Genomic DNA, 20,269 nt, shown 5'->3' with positions numbered 1-20,269 from the left:
GGGCGATGGCCTGGGTCAGCGCCCGGACCTGCCGCCACCTGGCTGGCCGGCTCCGGGCTGTCCGCTGCCCGGGCCAGAGCCCATGCCGGTCGCGTACTGGTTGGCGGCGACCGTGCCGGCAGACTGGCCGTTCAGCAGGATCTGGTAGGTTCCCTCGGCCGAGATGCCGGGACCGGAGTAGAGCACGGATGAGTACTGTTTGCTGGAGCTCTGGGTGGCGAGCACGTTCCCATTGGAATCCGCGATCGAGACCTCGCCGGAGGCGGTCCCGTTCAGGTTCGTGAAGACGAAGGCCTGGGTGGAGTTCTGCGAGGGCGACTCCGCCATTCCGGAAGACCCGACGGCCCACAGTTCGCCTCCTGTCATGGTCAGTCCTTGCTCGACGTCGACCGATCCGTTGCCTCCCATCGTCGGCCCGTAGATGACGACGCTGCCCCCTGCGATGGTGCCGGCCGCGTTGGAGTCCATCCCGTCACCTTCGGCGTCGATCGTCAATGACCCTCCCGTGATGGTGAATCCCTGGGGCGCGTCTCCCGATACGTTCATACCGTCGTCGCTGCTGGTCAGCTTGGTCTCGCCGCCAGCCACGACGATGTTCTGGGCCTCAACTGCCTCGACAGACTTCGAGACGGTGATGTCACCCCCTGCAATCGCGACGTCGTTGAAACCCTTGATTCCGTCATCCCCGGACGCGACGGTGAGGCTGCCGTTCTCGATCAGCACATAGCCACGATCGGCGTCGGTCTCATTGTCTGACTTGACGCCGTCGCCGGTGGCATCAACCGTGACGGTGCCGCCCGAGACGATGACGTAGTCCTTGCCCCGGATACCGTCATCCGCGGCTTTCACCGCGATATTGCCGCCAGCGATGACCAGTCCGTCAGCGGAGTTGATGGCATCGTTGTTGTTTCCCGTCACCGTCAGCGACCCGTTGCCGGCGATGCTCAGGTCACTGGCGGAGTCGATAGCTGATGAGGGAGCGCCGGTAGAGGTGTCTGCGTAGCTGCTGGCGTCGGAGATCGTGTTGGCGGTTGCATCCGCCAGGATGAGAGTTACCTCGTCGGCGGCTGTGACCACCACCGGGGAACCAGAGGAGTTGGTGAGGTCAACCCCGTTCAGGATCACCTTCACATCCTGGGAGTCGGCGTTCACGACCACCTGCCCTTCTAACGAACCGGTCAGTCGATAGGTGCCCCCGGCCGTGATCGTGACAGTGGAGCCGTCCACCGTGACCCCACTGCCGGAGGCGGTAGCTGAGGAGCCGCTCAGAGTGACATCCACCACGGAGGCTTCGTCGTAGGTCGAGTCGGTCTCGGTGTAGTGGGACTTCTGGTTTTCGGCAAGCATCGTTGTCAAGGCATCGCTGCTGCCGCCAGTGGATGCGGAGTGGACCGCGGTCTCTGTGGAGCCGTCCGAAGTCGCCGCGGCCGAAGAGCAGCCGGCCAGGACGGCCACCGCGGCTAGGGAGGCAAATCCGAGCTTGAGGTTTCGCATTCTCATGGTCAAATCCTTCCGGAGTTCGAGGTCAGAAGTGGCGTTTGAGGACCCGGCGCCAGCGGTTAGCCGGAAGTTCGGGGTGAAGGGCTGCTAGGCCCGTCGCGTATTTCGAGATCCGCTGGGGGCGGTAGCCGTGGTACCAGAGGGCCCGGTCTGCGGGGCTGGGCGCTGATCCCGATTTGCTCTCGATGATTGCCAGTTTCGGGTTGCGCAGTGTTCTTGCGTTTTCTGTCCAGACGAGTCCCTGGTCCAGCGTGACCCGGGTCCGGCCGTCGGGAGTGAGGAGCGTAGTGCGCAGGTAGCTGGTTTCCAAGCTCGGTCTCAACCACTGCGGACGCAGGCCGCGTATCCCCCCGGCTGCGAGACAGCGGCTGATGAAGCCGTACTGTTCGGGATCGATCGTGAACAGAGCGCCCGGATCGTGAGGGATACGTTGCTTGACCGTGCTGCCCCTGTGCTGGGTCTTCACCTCCAGGAAGGCTTCCCCGGAGTCCTGGTAGCTGCGGACCCGTACCTTGAACCGGTGGGGGCGTCCTCTGGCGGCCAGCAGATAGGAGTCACGGGAGGTGGTGTCGAAATAGACGGATGTGTATCCGAACTCCGCTCGCCCCCCGATATACAGGACCCTGGTTCCGGCAGGGAGCTCCTCCAGGACTGCCTCGGCAGCCCGGCGGTGCAGTGGGTACTTGCGGTCCACACGTTTCATCAGCGCCGCGGTGGCATTGAGTTCGTCAAGATGCACCGGTGCGAGATCCTTCAGGCTCATCGCAGCACTTCCATCTCGTCAGCGATGGGAAGCTCAGCGGCGGGAAGGGCGGCACCGGGGGCGTAGCGGACCTCGACGAGCGTGGAGTCGGTGACGAAGTCCAGGCGCTGGACGTTGACACCGAGCACCCGACCGCCGAGACGCGTTGCGAGCTCGTAGCGAAGCTCCTCTGGGTCGGTGATGGCGCGGTCGAGATTGACCACCTCACGCCTGGCTCCCCGCCTGAACCGTGAAGTGTCGACGACAGCCAGGACGGCGACGATGAGTCCCATCAGCGCGTAGGTGGTGATAGGGCCGCCAAGCCCGCCCAGTAGCCCAAGGGCCAACGCACTGAAGTAGTAGACCACCTCATGCTGTGCCAGCTCATCGGAGCGCAGCCGGATGATCGACAGCACACCGAACAGGCCAAGCCCCAGGCCCGCAGCCGCGGCACTGTTCACGAGCACAATGGACACCGCCATGACGCCGATGTTGACGCCCAGGTAGGCGACCGCTAGGTCGCGCCGGTGGTGCCGTGGCAGATAGACGGCGAAAACAAGGATGCAGATCGCGATGATGTCGGCTAGGTAGGGCAGGAGTTCCATGTTCTGGCCTCGGTGGTCTCGGCGGAAGAGGTTGTTCCCTCATGACGCTCACCAGTAAGCCGGGCGAACTTGTACGTTTCCTGTGTTTCCCAGAAGCAGTGGATGTGAAGCCTGGTTACAGCTTGCGTTCGGGGCTTGGGCTTCCAGGACCCGATTCCTCTCCTGACGGCTGCTGCATGGACGGGGTGTCCGACCGGCTGGGCGGTTCGGAGGGCTCTCCGCTGTCGGAGGACGAGGGTGACGCAGACGAAGGCGACTCGCTTGAGGAGCTGGAGGCAGATGCGCTGGCAGAGGTTGGGACAGGTGCTGGGGGGGGCCACTTTGGGCTGGTTCTGGAAGACCAGGATGGCAAGCAGAACGGCCACTGCCGCGATCAGCAGCATCAGGAGGAAGGAGGTCAGCAGACTGAGCCATCCGGCTCGGTCACGACGTCCCGGCCAGGGTAGTGGCCACATCCGCCACGTCCCCGTCTGTGCGTTCTGCCACCAGTGCAGGTGGAAGTCCGGTCCAGCAGGTGAGCCGAGTTGCGGTGTGTGCACGAGGTCAACAGCCGCGAGTATCCGCTGGGCCTCGGCAACAGCCTCGGGGGAACCGGAGAAGGCCAGGGCGACCCAGGGCGCCAGCGGGCGGTGAGAGGCGACTATCGGGTCGTCATCCTCATCCCGGAAACGCACGGCCATGCGTCCTTCGTCCTGATCCTGCCCGCCGCGTGCCACGACCGTGTCGATGTGCATGGCGTTGATCTCACCGGAGAAGCGCGCCCGTGCCGCGGCATCCGAGGCCGCCCCGTCTTTCAGGTGGATGAGCATCACCGGGTCCGAGCCGTCTGCGTGCGCGCAGTAGACAACCCCCGCGGGGCTCTCTGCCAGTCGCGAGTCGATCCAGAAATCGCCTATGCGTACAGGATCCCCTGGAAGCAGCGGGAAGTGCTCCGCGTGCTGGGGCATTGGTTCCGGTGGTTCAGTCATCAGAGACTATGACACCACATCAGCGTGTCTTAGCGCCCCTTGGCAGTCGTGTCGGAGGATGCTCTGCCAGCGCGGTATCGTGGTGCGCGATCGTTTCAAGGAGACTCCAAGTTGACTACACCCAGCGCGCAGCCAGCTCTGCCCACAACCGTCGCCGACGCCGCCCGCCTTCTGGGTGTGGCCATCAGCCAGGTGCAGCGGGTCATCGTCGGTCAGGAACACATGGTTCAACAGCTGATGGTGGCTCTACTGGCGAAGGGCCATTGCCTTCTCGAAGGTGTCCCCGGGGTGGCGAAGACCCTGGCGGTCCGTTCCTTTGCGACGGTGGTCGGGGGAGATTTCGCACGGGTTCAGTTCACGCCAGACCTGGTCCCCTCCGACATCGTCGGCACCCGGATCTATTCCGCCAGTTCTGAGTCCTTCGAGATCCAGCTCGGCCCGGTCTTCGTCAACTTCGTGCTGGCTGACGAGATCAACCGGGCACCCGCCAAGGTGCAGTCAGCGATGCTTGAATTGATGGCCGAGAAACAGGTCTCCATCGGTGGCAAGACTTACCCAGCCCCCGAACCCTTCATCGTGATCGCGACCCAGAACCCGGTGGAGTCCGAGGGCGTATACCCACTCCCGGAGGCGCAGCGTGATCGGTTCCTCGTCAAAGTCGATGTTCCCTACCCGAAGGGCAACGAGGAATTCGAGATTCTCCGGCGCATGAGCATCACGCCGCCCGTGGCGGAACAGGTGCTTAACCCGCCACTGATACGCCACCTGCAGGACATGGCGTCGAAGGTTTTCGTGCACAACCTGGTCAGCGAGTACATCGTCCGTCTCGTCCTGGCCACCCGGGATCCCTCGGATTTCGGGATGCCCGACCTGGAGCCTGTAATCCAGATCGGCTGTTCGCCCCGTGCGACGCTCGGCCTGGTGGCGGCCTCCCGTGCCCTGGCCCTGATCAATGGGCGCGACTACGTCCTCCCGACCGATGTCCAGGCCGTCGCCTACGACGTCATGTCCCACCGTATCGTGCTCGGTTTCGATGCGGTCGCAGACAATGTCGCTCCCACGGATGTGATAGACCGCATCCTGGCCATGGTCCCGGCGCCCACACCCGTCTGGAATGACCAGCAACGCCAACAGCGGCACCAGCAGCACGGCTACCAGCCCGGCCAGGCCTGAGGGAACCTTCTTGGCCTCCCCATCCTTCACGCCAGCAGCTCAGGCAGCCCATGACCCAGGGGCTGCCACCTCGTTGCTGCGCACGCCGAGTGGCCCCACCATCCCTTTGGCAAAACTGGCGCCGGAGGCGGCGCTGCGCCGCCTGGAGCTCACGGTGGTCCGGCGTCTCGAGGGTTTCCTGCACGGTGATCACCTGGGACTGCTTCCCGGTCCCGGGTCCGACACCAATGACGCACGCGTCTACCAGCCTGGCCAGGATGATGTCCGCATGATGGACTGGGCCGTCACGGCCCGGACCACGGTTCCCCACGTCCGCGACACGATGGCGGATCGGGAGCTGGAGGTCTGGGGCCTGCTCGATGTCACGCCGTCGATGAACTGGGGGACTGAGGGAGTGACCAAGCGCGACCTGGGGATCGCGGCCATCGCGACCATCGGTTTCCTCAGCCAGCGGATGGGGGATCGCTTTGGCGGGATGCTGCTGCTGCCTGACCGCGTCAAGCGGCTCCCCGCTCGCTCGGGGCGCACTGCTCTGTACGGCATGCTGCGGCAGATGCTGACTGAGCCCATCGTCCCCGACAATGCCAGTGGCGACCTGGAGCTAGCCGATGGAATCGAGCAGCTGGCACGTTCGCAGCGTCGTCGTGGCATGCGGGTTGTGGTGTCGGATTTCCTGACTGCCGGTGAAGCTGAACTCGACCCTGACAGGCCGCCTGCCTGGGAACGGGCTATCCGCCGCCTGGCGGTGCGGAACCAGGTGCTCTGCGTAGAGGTGGTGGATCGGCATGAGCTGGAGTTTCCCGATGTCGGGGAGATGCTGATCCGGGATCCCGAGACCTCCTTCCTGCGCTACATCAACACCTCCGACCCCGTCGCACGGCAGAGGATGGACGAGGCCTCCCGGGCGCAGCGAGAACGCATCAAGGTGGCGCTCAGGCGGGCCGGGGCTGGGCACATCCAGCTGCGTACAGACCGCGACTGGGTGGCTGACATCGCGCGCTTCGTTCTCGGCTACCGGCGTGTCGCCGGCATGCTTCACAAACCACCGCAGGGGGTGAGCCGTTGATGGGCTGGCTTGAGTTCAAGACCCCAGAACGTCTGTGGGTGCTGCTGGCGCTTCCTGTGCTGATCATCGCCTACCTGGTGCTGATGCGCCTCAAAGGGAGGACGTCGCTGCGGTTCACCAATACGGGAGTATTGGGACGTGTCATCGGTTCTCAGCGCCGCTGGACCCGGCATATAGCGGTCGCCATGTCCCTGTGCTCCCTGGTTGCGCTGGGACTGGCCTGGGCGCAGCCACTCGGCACAGAGAAGGTGCCTAGAGAACGCGCGACGGTGGTGCTTGCGATCGACACCTCCTTGTCCATGCAAGCAACCGATGTTGAGCCCAACAGGCTGGAGGCGGCGAAAGCGGCGGCACTGCAGTTCGTGGATGCGCTACCTGACTCCTACAACGTCTCACTGGTATCCCTGAATGGCTCTCCCTCGGTGGTCATGCCTCCCTCGACGGACCGGGGAGCATTGCAAAGAGCCATCAACACGCTGGAGCTCAAGGAAGGCACTGCCATCGGTGACTCTCTGGACGTGTCCTTGAAGGCCATTGCGGATGCACCGCCACCTGACGAGGGCTCCGAGCCGGTCCCGGCCATGATCGTGATGCTCAGCGACGGCGGGAACACCCAGGGAGCGGATCCGAGTGAAGGTGCGAGCCGGGCCAAACAGGCTGGGGTTCCGGTCTTCACCATCGCTTACGGAACCCAGAACGGTTATGTCGATCTGGACGGTAAACGTCACAATGTCGCTCCTGACACGGAGGTGCTGCGTTCCATCTCCGCGGCCACCAATGGGGAGTCAGTGACCGCGGACAGCGCGAGCAGCCTCAACGAGGCCTACAAGAAGATCGGCTCATCAGTCGGTACGGAAGAGGTGCAGAAGCCAGTGACTGCCCAGTATGCCTTCGGCGCACTTGGCTTCGCCGTTGTGGCAGCTCTTGGGGCTGTGATGATGGCTGCGAGGTGGCCACGATGACAACACTGATACTCGAGTTCATGCAGTCTGCCAGGCTGTGGGCGCTGATCCTGATCCCAGCGATCGCAGGTGTCTACTGGTACCTCGCGAGACGCATCCCCCAGTCCCGGAAACCCGGCTCACGCTCACGCATTCAGCTGGTGATCCCGAAGGACGCGGCCTGGAAACGTCACGGAGCGGTGCTCCTAGCGCTGCTCAGCCTCGCGTCGCTGGTGATCGCCTGGGCGACGCCCAAAGACTATGGCAAGCAACCGCGTGACCGCGCCACCGTCGTGGTGACGATCGATGTGTCCTGGTCGATGGAGGCAGAGGACGTGAAGCCGAACCGGCTGGAGACCGCCAAACAGGCCGCCAAGAAGTTCATCTCGAGCCTGCCCGAGCGCTTCAATGTGGCGTTGGTCACCTTCGCCGGTACAGCGAACGTGAATGTGCCCCCGACAGTGGATCGTGGAGTGCTGACGCGTGCCATCGACAACCTTGAGATGGCACCCTCAACGGCTATCGGCGAAGCCATCTACACAAGTCTTGACGCACTGAAACAGGTGCCGCCCGACCCCGACCACCCAGACGAGACAGCCCCTGCGGCCATCGTGCTGCTCTCCGACGGCGCCTCGAATCTGGGGCGGAGCTCCGCTGCCGCAGCCGAACAGTCGAAGGAGATGGGGGTTCCCATCTACACCATCGCCTATGGCACACAAGATGGTTTCGTCGAGTCGAATGGTGAGCGGCAGCGAGTGGCTGTCGACCATCATGAACTCTATGTGATCGCGGAAAGATCCGGCGGCAAGAAGTTCTCGGCGGAATCGGCTGATCAGCTTAGCGAGATCTATCAGGCGATCTCTTCCGACGTGGGATACGAGAAAGTACCGATGGAGATCACGGATCAGTACGCCGGGCTGGCAATCATCTTCGCGATCCTGGCTGCCGTCGGTGTGATATCTCTGGGCGCCCGCTGGCCATAAAGGTAATTCTCACCAGGTGCCTGAGAACCCCTATTGCCAGAGAAGATCAGCGGATCACGATGGGAGGTTTTCGATGGCCAAGGGTGCCACGTCTTGGCTGTGGGGTAGCCCGAATACCTGCTCCAGGAATGAGACTTGTGCTTCCAAGGCCTGACGGCGGGCCGTGAGGGAACGGAAGCCATGCCCCTCATGTTCGAATGTCACCAACGCCACCGGGAGTCCCTTGGCGCGCACCGCAGCTGCCATGTCAAAGGCCTGCTGTGGTGGGACCACGCGGTCCTCCAGCCCCTGCATGATCAGCATGGGTGTGCTGAGCTGGTCCAGCTGCGTGATGGGGGAGCGATCCTGATATATTTGCTCTCCCTCTGGCCATGGGGCCACCAGGGAAAAGGTGTAGTGGGATTCTGCCTTGTGGGTCTGCTTCACGAGAGCCCGTAGGTCACCTATGCCGTAAGAGCTGATACCGGCGGAAAAGGTGTCACTGGTCACCAGCGCCTGCAAAGTGGTGTACCCGCCTGCGCTGCCGCCGGCTATGGCGACACGTTCAGGATCCGCCAGCCCGGCCTGGCACACTTCGCGTGTCGCAGCCACCACATCGGCTACGTCCAGGACGCCCCACTGTCCTGCCAGGCGGTCTCGATAGGCCCGGCCGAAACCGCTCGACCCTGAGTAGTTGACATCTAGGACGGCAATGCCCCGGGACACCCAGAACTGGACCATCCTGTCGAAGCTCGGGTAGTGCACGGAGGTCGGCCCGCCGTGGGTGAGCACCAGCAGTGGCGATGCTGCGGTGGCCGTCGGCACTGGATAGAACCACGACTGCACAGGCCCGGCTTTGCCCTCGGACCAGCGGTATACAGGTCGGCTCGCATCTGCAAGCGGCTCAGAGGTCACGATCTCGCTCCGCTCCCCGGTGGGGGAGATGCGCACCAGGGAAGCGGGACGGTCAGTCCACTGCGCTATCACGAACAATTCGTCGCCTCTGGAGGCCACCGACTCGATCATCGCTGTGTCCGGCAAAGGGTAGGTAACCCCGCCGCTTCGTGGCTGCCACAGAGCCAGCGCACCACGGCCACCAGCGATCTGCACTGTTGCCAGCAGATCCTCTCCGACAGCGCAGGCGGGAGGGCTGTCCAGCACCCAGACCGGTACTGAGCAGTCGTGGGGAGTAGACCAGGTGTATGTCTCATCCCCATGGATCACTCTCCAGTTCCAGTAACCGGAGTCATCCGTGACGAAGGCAATCGAGCCGTCGCCGAGCCACAGAGGATGTTGAGCGCTGACACCTGCGTCTGCCGCCACGGGAGCCACGCGGGATAGGCCGTCTGCAGCATCATCCTGGCAGGAGGCGATGCACACCTGGGACGCATCCCAGCTCATGTTGGGGTGCATCCACTGGAACCAGGCGAGCTGGCCATCACGCAGCGCAGGCCCCGCGTAGAAATCAGCCCCGGTGACCAGGACATGACCGCCACCAGCGTTGTCTGAATCTAGGCTCAGCGCGACGATCTCGCTCCGCTCCTCGGGCCTGGCGTCGTGGTCCTCACGAACTGCGAGGAGCAGCCGGCGTTCCGGAGCCAGGGCCAACCCACCATACCTGAACCTGGTGCTGACAGGGGTCAGGGGACGCGGGGAGTTCTTTTCACATAACCACAGACGCTGAGTGAGGTCGTCACACCAGGCAACCAGGTCATTGGAAACCGCGTAGGCGCCGCCTCCGTATTCCATTACCCGGGAACGCACATTGGATGAGGGCGTGATGTCGGTGACCTCGCCATCGTGCCAGCGTCGGATCGTCATCCGGCCATCCTCGGCCGCGATACCTGCCAGCCAGAACACGCCGTTGGCGCTGGCGCGGACCTGCCGGATGGAGTCTGCTCCCACAAGAGCCTGGTCGATGGACATGCGCTGCATGATTTCCAGTTATACCCGACCCGCGGTTGCTTATTGTGCCTTTGCCCTAGCTGTAGCAGAATTGAGCTCGCCTGGAGTTAAGACGGATGCAGGGGAAGGCAATCCGGCCGATACCCAGGAGAGAAAGAACATGAACGCATGCATGGCCACTGAGAGCCTGCCAGGGGCACGGGGGATGGTATTCATCCACTCCACCCCGGCTGCGCTGTGCCCTCATCTGGAATGGGCGGCCGCCTCGGTGCTGGGCGCAGGTCTCAACTGGCAGTGGAGCGCGCAGAACGCTGAACCGGGATCTCAGCGAGCTGAACTGTCATGGGCCGGGCCGACCGGGTCCGGGGCAAGGCTGGCGTCTCGTCTCGCTGAGTTCAGCCGGATCCGTTTTGAGGTGACCGAAGACGCGGTGCTGGGCGCCGAGGGGACACGCTACTGCTACACCCCGGCTCTTGGTGGTTTTGCGGCGACCGTGGGAGTACACGGGGACATCCTGGTTCCTGAAGACCGGATCCGTCATGCCCTCGACACCGCATCTGCCGATGGGATCAGCGTCCACCAGGCCATGGAGCGCCTCCTCGGCACGGCTTGGGACGAGGAGCTGGAGCAGTTCCGCTACAGCTCGGAGGACGCTCCCATCCGCTGGCTCCACCAGGTGGTATGAGCCAGGCCACCCGGCAGACGGGGCCGGCTCACCTGGCAAGGCTCCAGGCGGCAGGACGGTGACGGCGCCGCCTTCTGTGCATGAAGAACATGCACGGCGTTTTCTTCCGCCTCTCCAGGATCGGACAGCCGAAACATGCCCAGCGACGAGGGTTTCTGCGGTGCTTGCCTTAGTTAGCCAGTGACGTTGGCGTTGGTCACTGTTACGGCGACGTTTGAGCCTCCGAACCCGAAGGAGTTGTTGACAGCTGCCAGATCGCCGCCGGGGAGTGTGCGCGCCTCGTTCACCGCGATATCGATGGGCAGGCCCGGCTCAAGGTTCTCGATGTTGATCGTTGGCGGTACCACGCGCTCTTTCAGCGCCATCACCGTCGCGAAGGTCTCCAAAGCACCGGCGCTTCCCAGCAGATGTCCGCTCATGGACTTAGTGGAGGTGACGATGCAGTGGTCGACTGCAGCGCCGAGAGCACTTGCGATCGAGTTCGCCTCGGTGACATCCCCCTGTGGGGTTGAGGTGCCGTGGGCATTGATGTGCTTGATATCGGCGGGGGCGAGCCCCGATACCTGGAGGGCTTTAAGCATGGCAGCGGACTGGCCGCGGCCAGTCGGCTCAGGTTGCACCATGTCGTGGTTGTCGTTGCTGATTCCTGCTCCGGCGAGGGTGCCGTAGATACGTGCTCCACGGGCGCGAGCATGTTCGAGTGTCTCGATCACCATGATCACTGATCCTTCGCCGAGAACGAAGCCGTCGCGTCCGGTGTCCCAGGGACGGGAAGCATGCTCCGGGTCGTCGTTGCGCCGACTCAGGGCCTGCATTTGGGCGAAGGCATTGATGGGTAGGGGGTGGATCACGCCCTCGGAGCCCCCGACGACAGCGATGTCACAGCGACCCAACCGGATCTGGTCGAGTCCGAGGGAGATCGCCTCGTTTGACGATGCGCAGGCACTGACCGGTGCGTGCACACCTGCGGCGGCGCCGAACTTCAACCCGAGATTCGCAGCAGGTGCGTTGGCCATGAGCATGGGGATGGTGAAAGGCGAGACGCGGCGAAGCCCCTTCTCCTTCTGGACATCCCAGTTGCCCAGCAGTGAGTGCAGACCCCCGATGCCGGTTCCCACGCACACAGCCAGCCGGTCTGGGTCCACTGGGTTGTCCTCGTCGAATCCGAAACCGGCGTCCTCCCATGCCTCCTGGCCGGCGGCCAGGGCCAGTTGCGAGCTTCGGTCGAGGCGGCGGGCCGCTACCCGGTCGATCTTCTCGGTGGGATCGCCGGCTGCCTCGGCTGCAAAGGTGACGGGTAGGGGTTGTGCCCACTCATAGTGCAGGGTATGGACGCCGGAACGGCCGGCGAGCATCGCCTCCCAGGTGCTGGGAGCGTCCACACCAAGTGGCGTGAGAGCGCCGAAACCTGTGATGACTACCTCGGTCATGTTGAACTCCTGGGACTGGATGAGACTCTGGGAAACACGAGGGTGGTGGGGTGGCGCTACGCCATCCCACCACCCGGACTCAGGCCTGGGCGCGTTCGATATACGCGACGGCGTCGCCCACGGTCTTCAGGTTTTTGGAGTCCTCGTCGGGGATCGAGACGCCGAACTTGTCCTCGCAGGCGTAGATGATCTCCACCATGGAAAGGGAGTCAACACCCAGATCGTCGACGAAGGACTTGTCCAGCTGGACGTCCTCTGCGGCTACCCCCGCCACGTCGTTGACGATCTCAGCGAGGTCGGTGCGAATCTCTTCAGTGCTTGCCATTGTTGTCTCCTAGCTAGTTTGTTGATGGCTGATTCGGGTCATGGAAGAACGACGACCTGGCCCGCGAACACAAGACCAGCGCCGAAACCGATGATCAGAGCGGTCTGCCCTGTGGCTGCTTCGCCTGATTCGAGCAAGGCCTCCATCGCTAGCGGAATGGATGCCGCCGAGGAGTTGCCCATGTGCCTGATGTCACGCGAGACCACCACGTTCTCAGGTAGTTTAAGGTGGCGTAGCATCGAATCGGTGATCCGGTTGTTGGCCTGGTGGGGGATGAAGACGTTCAGATCGTCGGTGGTGATGCCGGCCGCCTCGATGGCCTGCCGGGTTTTGTCGGCAATATAGGTGGTTGCCCAGCGGAATACGGTTCGCCCATCCATGCTGATCAGGGGTAGCCGTTGTTCCGGGTCGGTCACCTTGGACCAGTCCTCAATCTGGATGGTAAAGGCCTGAGAACCATCAGAACCCCAGATGATCGGGCCGAGGGCAGGCTCATCACTTGGTCCGATGACCGTGGCCCCCGCTCCGTCGGAAAAGAGGAAAGCAGTGCTGCGGTCCTCGAAGTTCACCATGCGGCTCAAGGTCTCAACGCCAATCACCAAGACGTTGGTGGCAGCTCCGGAACGTACCAGCGACTCGGCGATCCCGATCCCGTAGCAGTAACCGGCGCATGCAGCCGAGATGTCGAAGGCGGCTGGCCCAGCGCTCAGGCCCAGCTCGTCAGCAACATACACAGCCAGGGAGGGGGACTGCTGGAAATGGGACACCGTTGAGCAGATCACCGCATCTATCTGGGAGGGGCTCAGGCCTGCGCGGTCGATTGCCTTGCGGGCCGCGGCCACCGCCATGAAAAGCGGGGTTTCCTCCTCAGTCGCCCAGCGGCGTTCCAGGATACCGGTGCGCTGTTCGATCCATTCAGGGGTGGAGTCGATGATGGTGCACATCTCATCGTTGTCGACGACTCGCGAACCACGGTACCCGCCAACGCTCAAAATACGGGCGTATTGGCTGCCGGTGGAGGGGGTCACTGTCATGGGGTTGCCTTTCAGGCGGTATGTGGAAGCGGACTGTGGGTCCTCAGGCGCTGGCTGAGTGGCTCTCGCAGAAGGCGCGGGCATCGTCCAGCTGGTCGGGGGTGTTGAGATTGAACAACTCGACACCCTTCAGATTGCGTTTTGCGATCCCCGTCAGGGTGCCGGCCGGGGCCAGTTCAAGGATGCCGGTGACGCCTTCAGTAGACATGGTCTCCATACACAGATCCCAGCGCACCGGATTCGCTACCTGGCGGGCCAGGCGTTCCAGGTACTCACGGCCAGAGGTCACGATTGTTCCATCAGCGTTGCTGAGCAGCTTGCTCCTGGGGTCCCGTGTGGGGACAGCGGCGGCCAAGGCCTCCAGACGGGCGACGGCGGGAGCCATGTGGTGGGTGTGAAAGGCTCCAGCGACACTGAGCTGTTTCAGGCGTGCGCGCCGGGGCGTGTTCTCGGCGAAGGCAGCCAGTTGTTCCACGGTGCCTGCGGCGACGAGCTGGCCTGGGCCGTTGTTGTTGGCGACAGTCAGCCCGGCGGCATCGACGGCCGCCAGCACCTCGTCGCGGTCCCCGCCGATGATGGCAGTCATCGACGTGGGGGTGATCGCGGCGGCCGATGCCATGCTCCGGCCACGTTCTCGGACGAGCACCAAGGCCGTCTCTGTGGAGATCACCCCGGCCAAGGCAGCAGCTGCGAGCTCTCCGACAGAGTGTCCGGCGAGCAAGTCGGCGGTATTGCCGGTGCGAGAGGGAAAGATCTGCTCGAAGGTGGCTATAGCTGAGGCGACCAGAAGTGGCTGTGCGACAGAGGTGTCGCGAATGGTATCTGCATCTGAGATGGTCCCGTGGGCGACGAGGTCGATGTCCGCGACGGCGCTCAACCACTCGAGATGGGACCTGAACCCCGGCTCCTCCAGCCAAGCGGTGAGAAACCCAGGGGCCTGAGCGCCCTGTCCAGGCGCGACGATAGCTAGCACGTGATCAACTCTGCCCGCTCATCAGGATGCTGTGCGGCTGCGAATGTAACGAAAATATCTCATGCGGAATTGTTGATTTCCTACAATTCGGCATCCTTCCGCTGCCAAGGAGCCTCACTCTTGGAGCCGCCCAAGGGTAACTGCCAGCCTCAGCACATAGGCTTCTCGGGCATCGGTGGGGTTGTATCCCGTGACCTCCTGGATGCGTCGCAGGCGATAGCGGACGGTATTGGGGTGAATGAACATAGCCCTGGCCGTGGCCTCCATCGACGACCCGGCGTCGAGGAAGCCTATACAGGTTTCAAGCAGCTCCTTGGAGCCCTTGAGCAGGCCGAAGATATCCCGGGCCAGTGTACGGCGGGCATGACCATCGCCGGCGAGAGCCCGCTCTGGCAGGAGGTCGTTGGAAAGGAGAGTGCGAGGGCCCTCAGGCCAGGCCTTTGCGGCTCGGTACCCGGAGGCGGCTGCCCGCGCAGAGGCGGGTGCCCCCCGTAGCCCCTCGGCAAGTGGTCCGACCACGATGGGGCCGGGCGCGAAGTGTGGTTCAAGATTGGTCACCAGAGAGTAGGCCCTGGGAGGGTCGGTCAGGGCTGTACCCGCTAGGATGCACACGAGACGCTCGCCCTGGGGAGCCGCGAGCACATCCAGGGTGAGCCGTCCTGATGCCCGTCGTAGCTCATCAAGCCGCAGGTCCTTCGGGGCGCCGGCGATGACGACAACCGTGGGCGCCTCCGAGTCCCAGCCCAGGGTGGATGCCCTGGAGACCACTGATTCATCCGCCTCGGCTCTGACGATGGCATCCACGATCGTTGCCTCGATCCGGGAATCCCATGCTCCTCGGGACTCTGCTGCACGCGCATAGACTGCGGCCGCGACGAAGGCGATCTCCCGTGAGTAATGCACTATTCCAAGCTGGAGTGGCTGCCGGTCAGATTTGGGCAGCAGGAGCTGGATCTGCTCCTCAACGACATCAGTGGTGGTGCGCACCAGATCCACGGTCTGTTGAAGAGAGATGCGTCCTGCAAGTGCCCGGGGAGCGGAGTCGAAGACGGCCTCGGGGGCGAACCCCGAGCCAGCTACCCAGTTCACAAAGCCGTCGATCCCCCCTCGTGCGATCACGCTGATCCAGGACCGGGACTCGGCATCGAGCTCAGCAAACCAGCTATGACGTGCCTCCAGGGCAGTCAGGGTGGCGGTGTTCATCGTGGCGGTGGCGCCGCGCAACCGTTTCAGGATGGCGGCCCGGGTGCGGGCGGATGAGACGGTGGCCGGAAGCGTACCGGCGCGCACAGGCTGAGCGGTCATGGTGGTCGCCAGCCTACCTGCGGGCGGATGCCCGGCATAAGGAACAGCCGGTATGTTGCCATTCCGCATCACGTGGCAAGCTGGGATTCTGGGCGAATGCGCTAATTCAATGCGTTGGAGAGGATCCGATAGAGGTCCCTGCAGGGATTTAAAACTCCCGGATATGGGAGCGCGGACTCGGTCGGCGGGAGAACAGTGATGTGTGTGGAATCCGGGAGACACCGGTTGTCGTGGGCTCCTGATCTTCTGTTGCTGGCCGCAGTCCAAGCCAGTGACAACGTTATATTCAGGTCATTGTTGTCTGTCGTGGGATCGCGCAGGTTGCATCGCCGTCATTTATCTGGCCATGAGTTCTCGATCTCCGTCAGGATGTCCTGAGAGGATTTGTTGAGGGATATCCAGTCTGTCATCCCGGTCCAGAAGGTTCCGGTGCCGACAGTTCCTGGCATCTGGTCTGAGCCATCGAAACGAAGCACATTGTTCTCATCACTGATGAGTTGGTAAGAGAGCCTGTCGACGGGGGATGAGAGATTGGCGGGATCCAGTTTTCTGTTCGCTGACACCCAGCCCGGGCCCGTCGCCTGTGCCTTTGCATTGCTGAATTCAGGTGAGGTCAGGTAGGCCTGGAAAGCCTTAACCTCTTCCCGATCGCTGAAGGCGGCCGCGAACTCGCCACCGACTAGCACCGGCCTGTCTGTCTCGGTACTGCCAGGCAGGTAGAACGCGAACACGTCGCCGTCTTCGGCAATTTTTGTGCCCGCAGGCCAGTTGACCTGGTAGAAGGAGGCCTGGTGGTGCAGGAAGCAGGTCCCCTCGAGGACCGGGAGGCCGGCCTCACCGACAGCGGTGGTCCTGATGGACCTGATGCCACCCAGGCCTCCGTTGACGTATGCGTCATTCTTCAGGATGCCTCCGGCCTGGTCGAGTGCCGTGACTACCTTGGGGTCATTGAATGGTATCTGGTGGGTGACCCACTGGTCATAGGCATCAGGGCCTGCGGTACGCAGCATTGTGTCCTCAAGCCAGTCCGTGGCAGGCCAGCCGGTGGAACTGCCTGATTCAATACCGGCACACCATGGCTTGGCATCGGGATGATCCGAACTGATCTTCTCGGTCAAGATCATCAAATCATCCCAGGTTTTCGGCACCTGATAACCATTATCGGTGAAAGTCTTGGGGGAATACCATACGAAGGACTTGACGCTTGCTCCCACCGGCACCGCGTATACCTTTCCGTCGGCGGAGCCATAGTCTTTCCAGGCCTGCCTATAGTTCTCCTCGAGGTTGCTCAGAGCCTGCCCGCTGACCTCCTTGATCTTTCCGGAATGACGCGCCAGTAGTGTCTTCAGCAAACCTGGTTGCGGCAGGTATGCGATGTCTGGGGAAGAACCCGCCTCGATTTTGAGTGGAAGCTGTGACTCGAATTCATGGGAGCCCTCGTAATTGATCTTGGCGCCCGTGCACTTCTCGAAGGGTTTGAAGGAGTCGATGTGGGACTGGTCCTCAGGCGAGAGTATGGAGGTGTAGACCGTGACTGACTTGCCCTGCAGGTTTCCATACTGTCTGAAGGCGAAGCAGCTGCCTGCCGGGTCGCTCGGCATATTCGAGGAATCATCAGGCGGATTCCCCCCGCTGCATGAGACCAGGACGATCAGCGCGACGACGCTCAGCGTCGCGATCACTTCCCGCTTCTTCATACGGAACATCCTTGCCCTTTCCGCTGGGATGGACATGATTCCAGTCCTACACCATGACATCGGGTGGCTAGGTATGGTCGCCAGGCTCGGGTAGTCATGACACGGCGATAATTCGTCCAGGGACCATAACACGGTATCTTTACAGGGACTGTGCACACACTGTTACGAGAGGACTCTCACGTGAGCATCCAGGACCAAGTGGGGCCGATCATCAATGGCCTGCCGACGAACCTCCCAGACACCGACCCAGGGGAGACCGCCGAGTGGCTGGAGTCGCTCGATGGGGTGATCGATCATGGTGGGCGCAACCGCGCCCGCTACGTCATGCTGAAGTTGCTGGAGAGGGCACGTGAACGTCATGTCGGTGTTCCCTCGCTGATCGGCACCGACTACGTCAACACGATTCCGGCCGACCAGGAGCCGGTCTATCCAGGTGACGAGAACCTGGAACGGCAGATCCGCCGGCTGCTCCGCTGGAATGCCGCGGTCACCGTGCACCGTGCCCAGCGTCCGGGAATCGGTGTTGGCGGCCACATCTCCACTTATGCCTCCGCTGCAACCCTCTACGAAGTGGGCATGAATCACTTCTTCCGGGGCAAGGACCACCCCGGAGGCGGCGACCAGGTCTTCTTCCAGGGGCATGCGTCCCCGGGCATGTATGCTCGCGCCTTCTTGGAGGGGCGTCTTGAGGAGGCCGACCTGGACGGCTTCCGGCAGGAGCACAGCCACATCGTCGATGGGAGGGTGCGGGCACTGCCGAGTTATCCCCACCCTCACCAGATGCCGAATTTCTGGGAATTCCCCACGGTCTCGATGGGAATCGGGCCCATGAATGCCATCTATCAGGCCCAGTTCAACCGGTACCTGCAGAATCGTGGGATCAAGGACACCTCGCAGCAGCGGGTGTGGGCGTTTCTCGGTGACGGTGAAATGGATGAGCCCGAGTCCCGCGGGCTGCTGCAGCTGGCTGCTAACGAGGAACTCGACAACTTGACCTTCGTGATCAACTGTAACCTGCAGCGCCTCGATGGCCCGGTGCGCGGCAACGGCAAGATCGTTCAGGAACTCGAGGGTTTCTTCCGCGGAGCAGGCTGGAATGTCATCAAGCTGATCTGGGGCCGTGGCTGGGATCCCCTGCTGGCAGCAGACACCGATGGGGCCCTGGTCAGCCTGATGAACAGCACGACGGACGGCGACTACCAGACCTTCAAGGCCAATGACGGTGCATACGTGCGTGAACACTTCTTCGGCCGGGATCCTCGTACCGCAGCCATGGTGAAGGACTGGAGCGACGAACAGATCTGGGCGCTTACCCGGGGCGGCCACGACTTCCACAAGGTCTACGCAGCCTACAAGGCGGCCACCGAGTTCGCGGGAGCTCCGACGGTCATCCTGGCCCACACCATCAAGGGCTACTTCCTGGGTCAGCACTTCGCAGGCCGTAACGCCACCCACCAGATGAAGAAGATGGCCCTCGACGACCTGAAGGCTTTCCGCGACCGGGTGCAGGTGCCGGTATCCGACGAGGTGCTTGAGTCCGATCCTTACCGTCCCCCATACGTGCGCCCTGCTGATGACGATCCACGGATGCAGTACCTGCAGGAGCGTCGGCAGTCTCTCGGTGGTTACGTGCCGGAGCGCCGCGGAGACCGCAAGTTCATTTCGCTCCCCGGTGAAAAGGCCTACCAGTCGGTTCGCAAGGGCTCCGGTAAGCAGGAGGTGGCCACCACTATGGCCTTTGTCCGCCTGCTCAAGGACCTGATGCGCGACAAGGCGTTTGCCCCACGCGTGGTGCCCATCATCCCCGATGAGGCACGCACCTTCGGGCTCGACGCCTTCTTCCCGACCATTAAGATCTACAACCCCAACGGCCAGCAGTACACGCCAGTCGACGCCGACCTGTTCCTCAGCTACCGGGAGGCCGTCAACGGGCAGATCCAGCATACCGGCATCAACGAGGCCGGATCGATGGCGGCCTTCACCGCCGCTGGAACGTCCTACGCCACCCATGGTGAGCCGATGGTGCCGATCTACCTGTTCTACTCGATGTTCGGTTTCCAGCGCACAGGCGATGCCATGTGGGCGGCCGGGGATCAGCTCGCCCGTGGCTTCGTCATCGGCGCAACCGCGGGCCGCACCACGTTGACCGGTGAGGGCACACAGCACATGGATGGTCATTCACCGATCCTCGCGTCCACCAACACGGCTTTCGCTGCCTATGACCCTGCCTACGGGTATGAGCTGGCGCACATAGTGCGTGACGGTCTGCGACGCATGTACGGGGAGAAGCCCGAGGACATCATGTACTATCTGACGGTCTACAACGAGCCCTACGTGCAGCCCGCTGAGCCCGAGGACGTGGATGCTGAGGGCATCGTGAAGGGGATGTACCTGTTACGTCCCGGCTCCTTCGAGGGCATCGGGCAGGATGCCCGGCGGGCGCAGATCCTTGCCTCCGGTGTCGGTGTCCCCTGGGCACTTGAGGCTCAGCAACTGCTCAAGAAGGACTATGGGGTGGTGGCGGATGTCTGGTCTGTCACCTCCTGGGGTGAGCTGCGTCGCGATGGACTCGCCCACGACAAGGCCAAGTTCAATGATCCATTCGGGGAGCACGCCCCCACCTGGGTGGAATCCAAGCTGGCCGGAACCCAGGGGCCCATCGTCGCCGTGAGCGACTACATGCATGCCGTACCGGATCTGATCCGGCCGTGGGTACCGCGCGAGTACACGACGCTTGGTGCCGATGGGTTTGGTTTCTCCGACACGCGCGCAGCGGCTCGTCGCTACTACAACATCGACGGCCCCTCCATCGCCGTTGCCGTGCTGCAGCAGTTGGCCTACAAAGGCGAGATCCCCCGTGAGTGGCCTGTCGAAGCTGCCGAGCGGTATCGCCTGGATGATGTCTCCGCCGGGACCTCTGGGAAAACCGGTGATGACGAGTGATGCTCTTGATCTGAG

The 20,269-nt window shown here is 62.9% G+C and carries 17 protein-coding genes; 6 read left to right on the top strand and 11 right to left on the bottom strand.

Annotated elements, in window-relative coordinates; genetic code table 11:
- Positions 1-15: 15 nt before the first annotated feature.
- From SK1NUM_RS08020 to SK1NUM_RS08005, 4 genes are read right to left on the bottom strand one after another with little or no spacing between them, the layout of a single operon-like run.
- The gene (locus SK1NUM_RS08020) at positions 16-1,500 is read right to left on the bottom strand and encodes a carbohydrate-binding domain-containing protein (protein WP_212320995.1); all 1,485 of its coding nucleotides are present in this window, start codon (positions 1,498-1,500) and stop codon (positions 16-18) included.
- Positions 1,501-1,525: 25 nt separating this feature from the next.
- The gene (locus tag SK1NUM_RS08015) at positions 1,526-2,263 is read right to left on the bottom strand and encodes a polyphosphate polymerase domain-containing protein (protein ID WP_212320992.1); all 738 of its coding nucleotides are present in this window, start codon (positions 2,261-2,263) and stop codon (positions 1,526-1,528) included.
- Positions 2,260-2,847, bottom strand: coding sequence for a DUF4956 domain-containing protein (locus SK1NUM_RS08010; RefSeq protein ID WP_212320990.1), 588 nt, complete (start codon positions 2,845-2,847; stop codon positions 2,260-2,262). The genes SK1NUM_RS08015 and SK1NUM_RS08010 overlap by 4 nt, the downstream gene beginning before the upstream one ends.
- Positions 2,826-3,815: a hypothetical protein gene (locus SK1NUM_RS08005; RefSeq protein WP_223927422.1), complete on the bottom strand. Its 990-nt coding sequence runs from the start codon at positions 3,813-3,815 to the stop codon at positions 2,826-2,828. Before SK1NUM_RS08005 ends, SK1NUM_RS08010 begins: the two co-directional genes overlap by 22 nt.
- A gap of 111 nt (positions 3,816-3,926) precedes the next feature.
- Here SK1NUM_RS08005 and SK1NUM_RS08000 point away from each other — a divergent pair, with 111 nt between their 5' ends.
- The 4 genes from SK1NUM_RS08000 to SK1NUM_RS07985 are packed head-to-tail and all read left to right on the top strand — an operon-like array spanning position 3,927 to position 7,978.
- Complete coding sequence (locus SK1NUM_RS08000; RefSeq protein WP_212320986.1) at positions 3,927-4,988, top strand: AAA family ATPase; 1,062 nt, start codon at positions 3,927-3,929, stop codon at positions 4,986-4,988.
- A 10-nt stretch (positions 4,989-4,998) separates the two neighbouring features.
- A complete protein-coding gene (locus tag SK1NUM_RS07995; RefSeq protein WP_212327608.1) occupies positions 4,999-6,054 on the top strand; it encodes a DUF58 domain-containing protein in 1,056 nt (351 codons plus the stop codon).
- A complete protein-coding gene (locus SK1NUM_RS07990; RefSeq protein WP_212320984.1) occupies positions 6,054-7,016 on the top strand; it encodes a VWA domain-containing protein in 963 nt (320 codons plus the stop codon). Before SK1NUM_RS07995 ends, SK1NUM_RS07990 begins: the two co-directional genes overlap by 1 nt.
- Positions 7,004-7,978: a VWA domain-containing protein gene (locus SK1NUM_RS07985; protein WP_212320982.1), complete on the top strand. Its 975-nt coding sequence runs from the start codon at positions 7,004-7,006 to the stop codon at positions 7,976-7,978. The genes SK1NUM_RS07990 and SK1NUM_RS07985 overlap by 13 nt, the downstream gene beginning before the upstream one ends.
- 54 nt (positions 7,979-8,032) lie before the next feature.
- Here the strand turns inward: SK1NUM_RS07985 and SK1NUM_RS07980 are convergent, their stop codons facing one another.
- Complete coding sequence (locus tag SK1NUM_RS07980; RefSeq protein WP_212320979.1) at positions 8,033-9,883, bottom strand: alpha/beta hydrolase family protein; 1,851 nt, start codon at positions 9,881-9,883, stop codon at positions 8,033-8,035.
- Positions 9,884-10,022: 139 nt separating this feature from the next.
- Between SK1NUM_RS07980 and SK1NUM_RS07975 the strand changes: the two genes are divergently transcribed.
- Entirely contained in the window at positions 10,023-10,547 is a 525-nt protein-coding gene (locus SK1NUM_RS07975; protein ID WP_212320977.1) for a DUF3145 domain-containing protein, read from the top strand.
- Between the two features lie 173 nt (positions 10,548-10,720).
- On the opposite strand, the gene SK1NUM_RS07970 is transcribed toward SK1NUM_RS07975, so the two are convergent.
- The 6 genes from SK1NUM_RS07970 to SK1NUM_RS07945 form a co-directional block, all read right to left on the bottom strand.
- Entirely contained in the window at positions 10,721-11,977 is a 1,257-nt protein-coding gene (locus tag SK1NUM_RS07970; protein WP_212320976.1) for a beta-ketoacyl-[acyl-carrier-protein] synthase family protein, read from the bottom strand.
- A gap of 79 nt (positions 11,978-12,056) precedes the next feature.
- Positions 12,057-12,302 (bottom strand): acyl carrier protein, encoded by a 246-nt coding sequence (locus SK1NUM_RS07965; protein ID WP_124841575.1) that lies wholly within the window; start codon positions 12,300-12,302, stop codon positions 12,057-12,059.
- Between the two features lie 38 nt (positions 12,303-12,340).
- Positions 12,341-13,336 (bottom strand): beta-ketoacyl-ACP synthase III, encoded by a 996-nt coding sequence (locus SK1NUM_RS07960; protein ID WP_212320974.1) that lies wholly within the window; start codon positions 13,334-13,336, stop codon positions 12,341-12,343.
- Between the two features lie 43 nt (positions 13,337-13,379).
- Complete coding sequence (locus SK1NUM_RS07955; protein WP_212320972.1) at positions 13,380-14,309, bottom strand: ACP S-malonyltransferase; 930 nt, start codon at positions 14,307-14,309, stop codon at positions 13,380-13,382.
- 114 nt (positions 14,310-14,423) lie between these two features.
- Positions 14,424-15,512, bottom strand: a complete 1,089-nt coding sequence (locus SK1NUM_RS07950; protein ID WP_425321893.1) for a PucR family transcriptional regulator — start codon at positions 15,510-15,512, stop codon at positions 14,424-14,426.
- Between the two features lie 434 nt (positions 15,513-15,946).
- The gene (locus SK1NUM_RS07945) at positions 15,947-17,311 is read right to left on the bottom strand and encodes an ABC transporter substrate-binding protein (protein ID WP_212320968.1); all 1,365 of its coding nucleotides are present in this window, start codon (positions 17,309-17,311) and stop codon (positions 15,947-15,949) included.
- A gap of 180 nt (positions 17,312-17,491) precedes the next feature.
- Between SK1NUM_RS07945 and aceE the strand changes: the two genes are divergently transcribed.
- Positions 17,492-20,254: a pyruvate dehydrogenase (acetyl-transferring), homodimeric type gene (aceE, locus tag SK1NUM_RS07940; protein WP_212320967.1), complete on the top strand. Its 2,763-nt coding sequence runs from the start codon at positions 17,492-17,494 to the stop codon at positions 20,252-20,254.
- Positions 20,255-20,269 lie beyond the last annotated feature (15 nt).

This window comes from Arachnia rubra, from assembly GCF_019973735.1.
GTDB classification, from domain to species: Bacteria; Actinomycetota; Actinomycetes; order Propionibacteriales; family Propionibacteriaceae; genus Arachnia; species Arachnia rubra.
The sequence above is the reverse complement of the archived record's forward strand: the minus strand, read 5'-3'. Positions and strand labels throughout refer to the sequence as shown.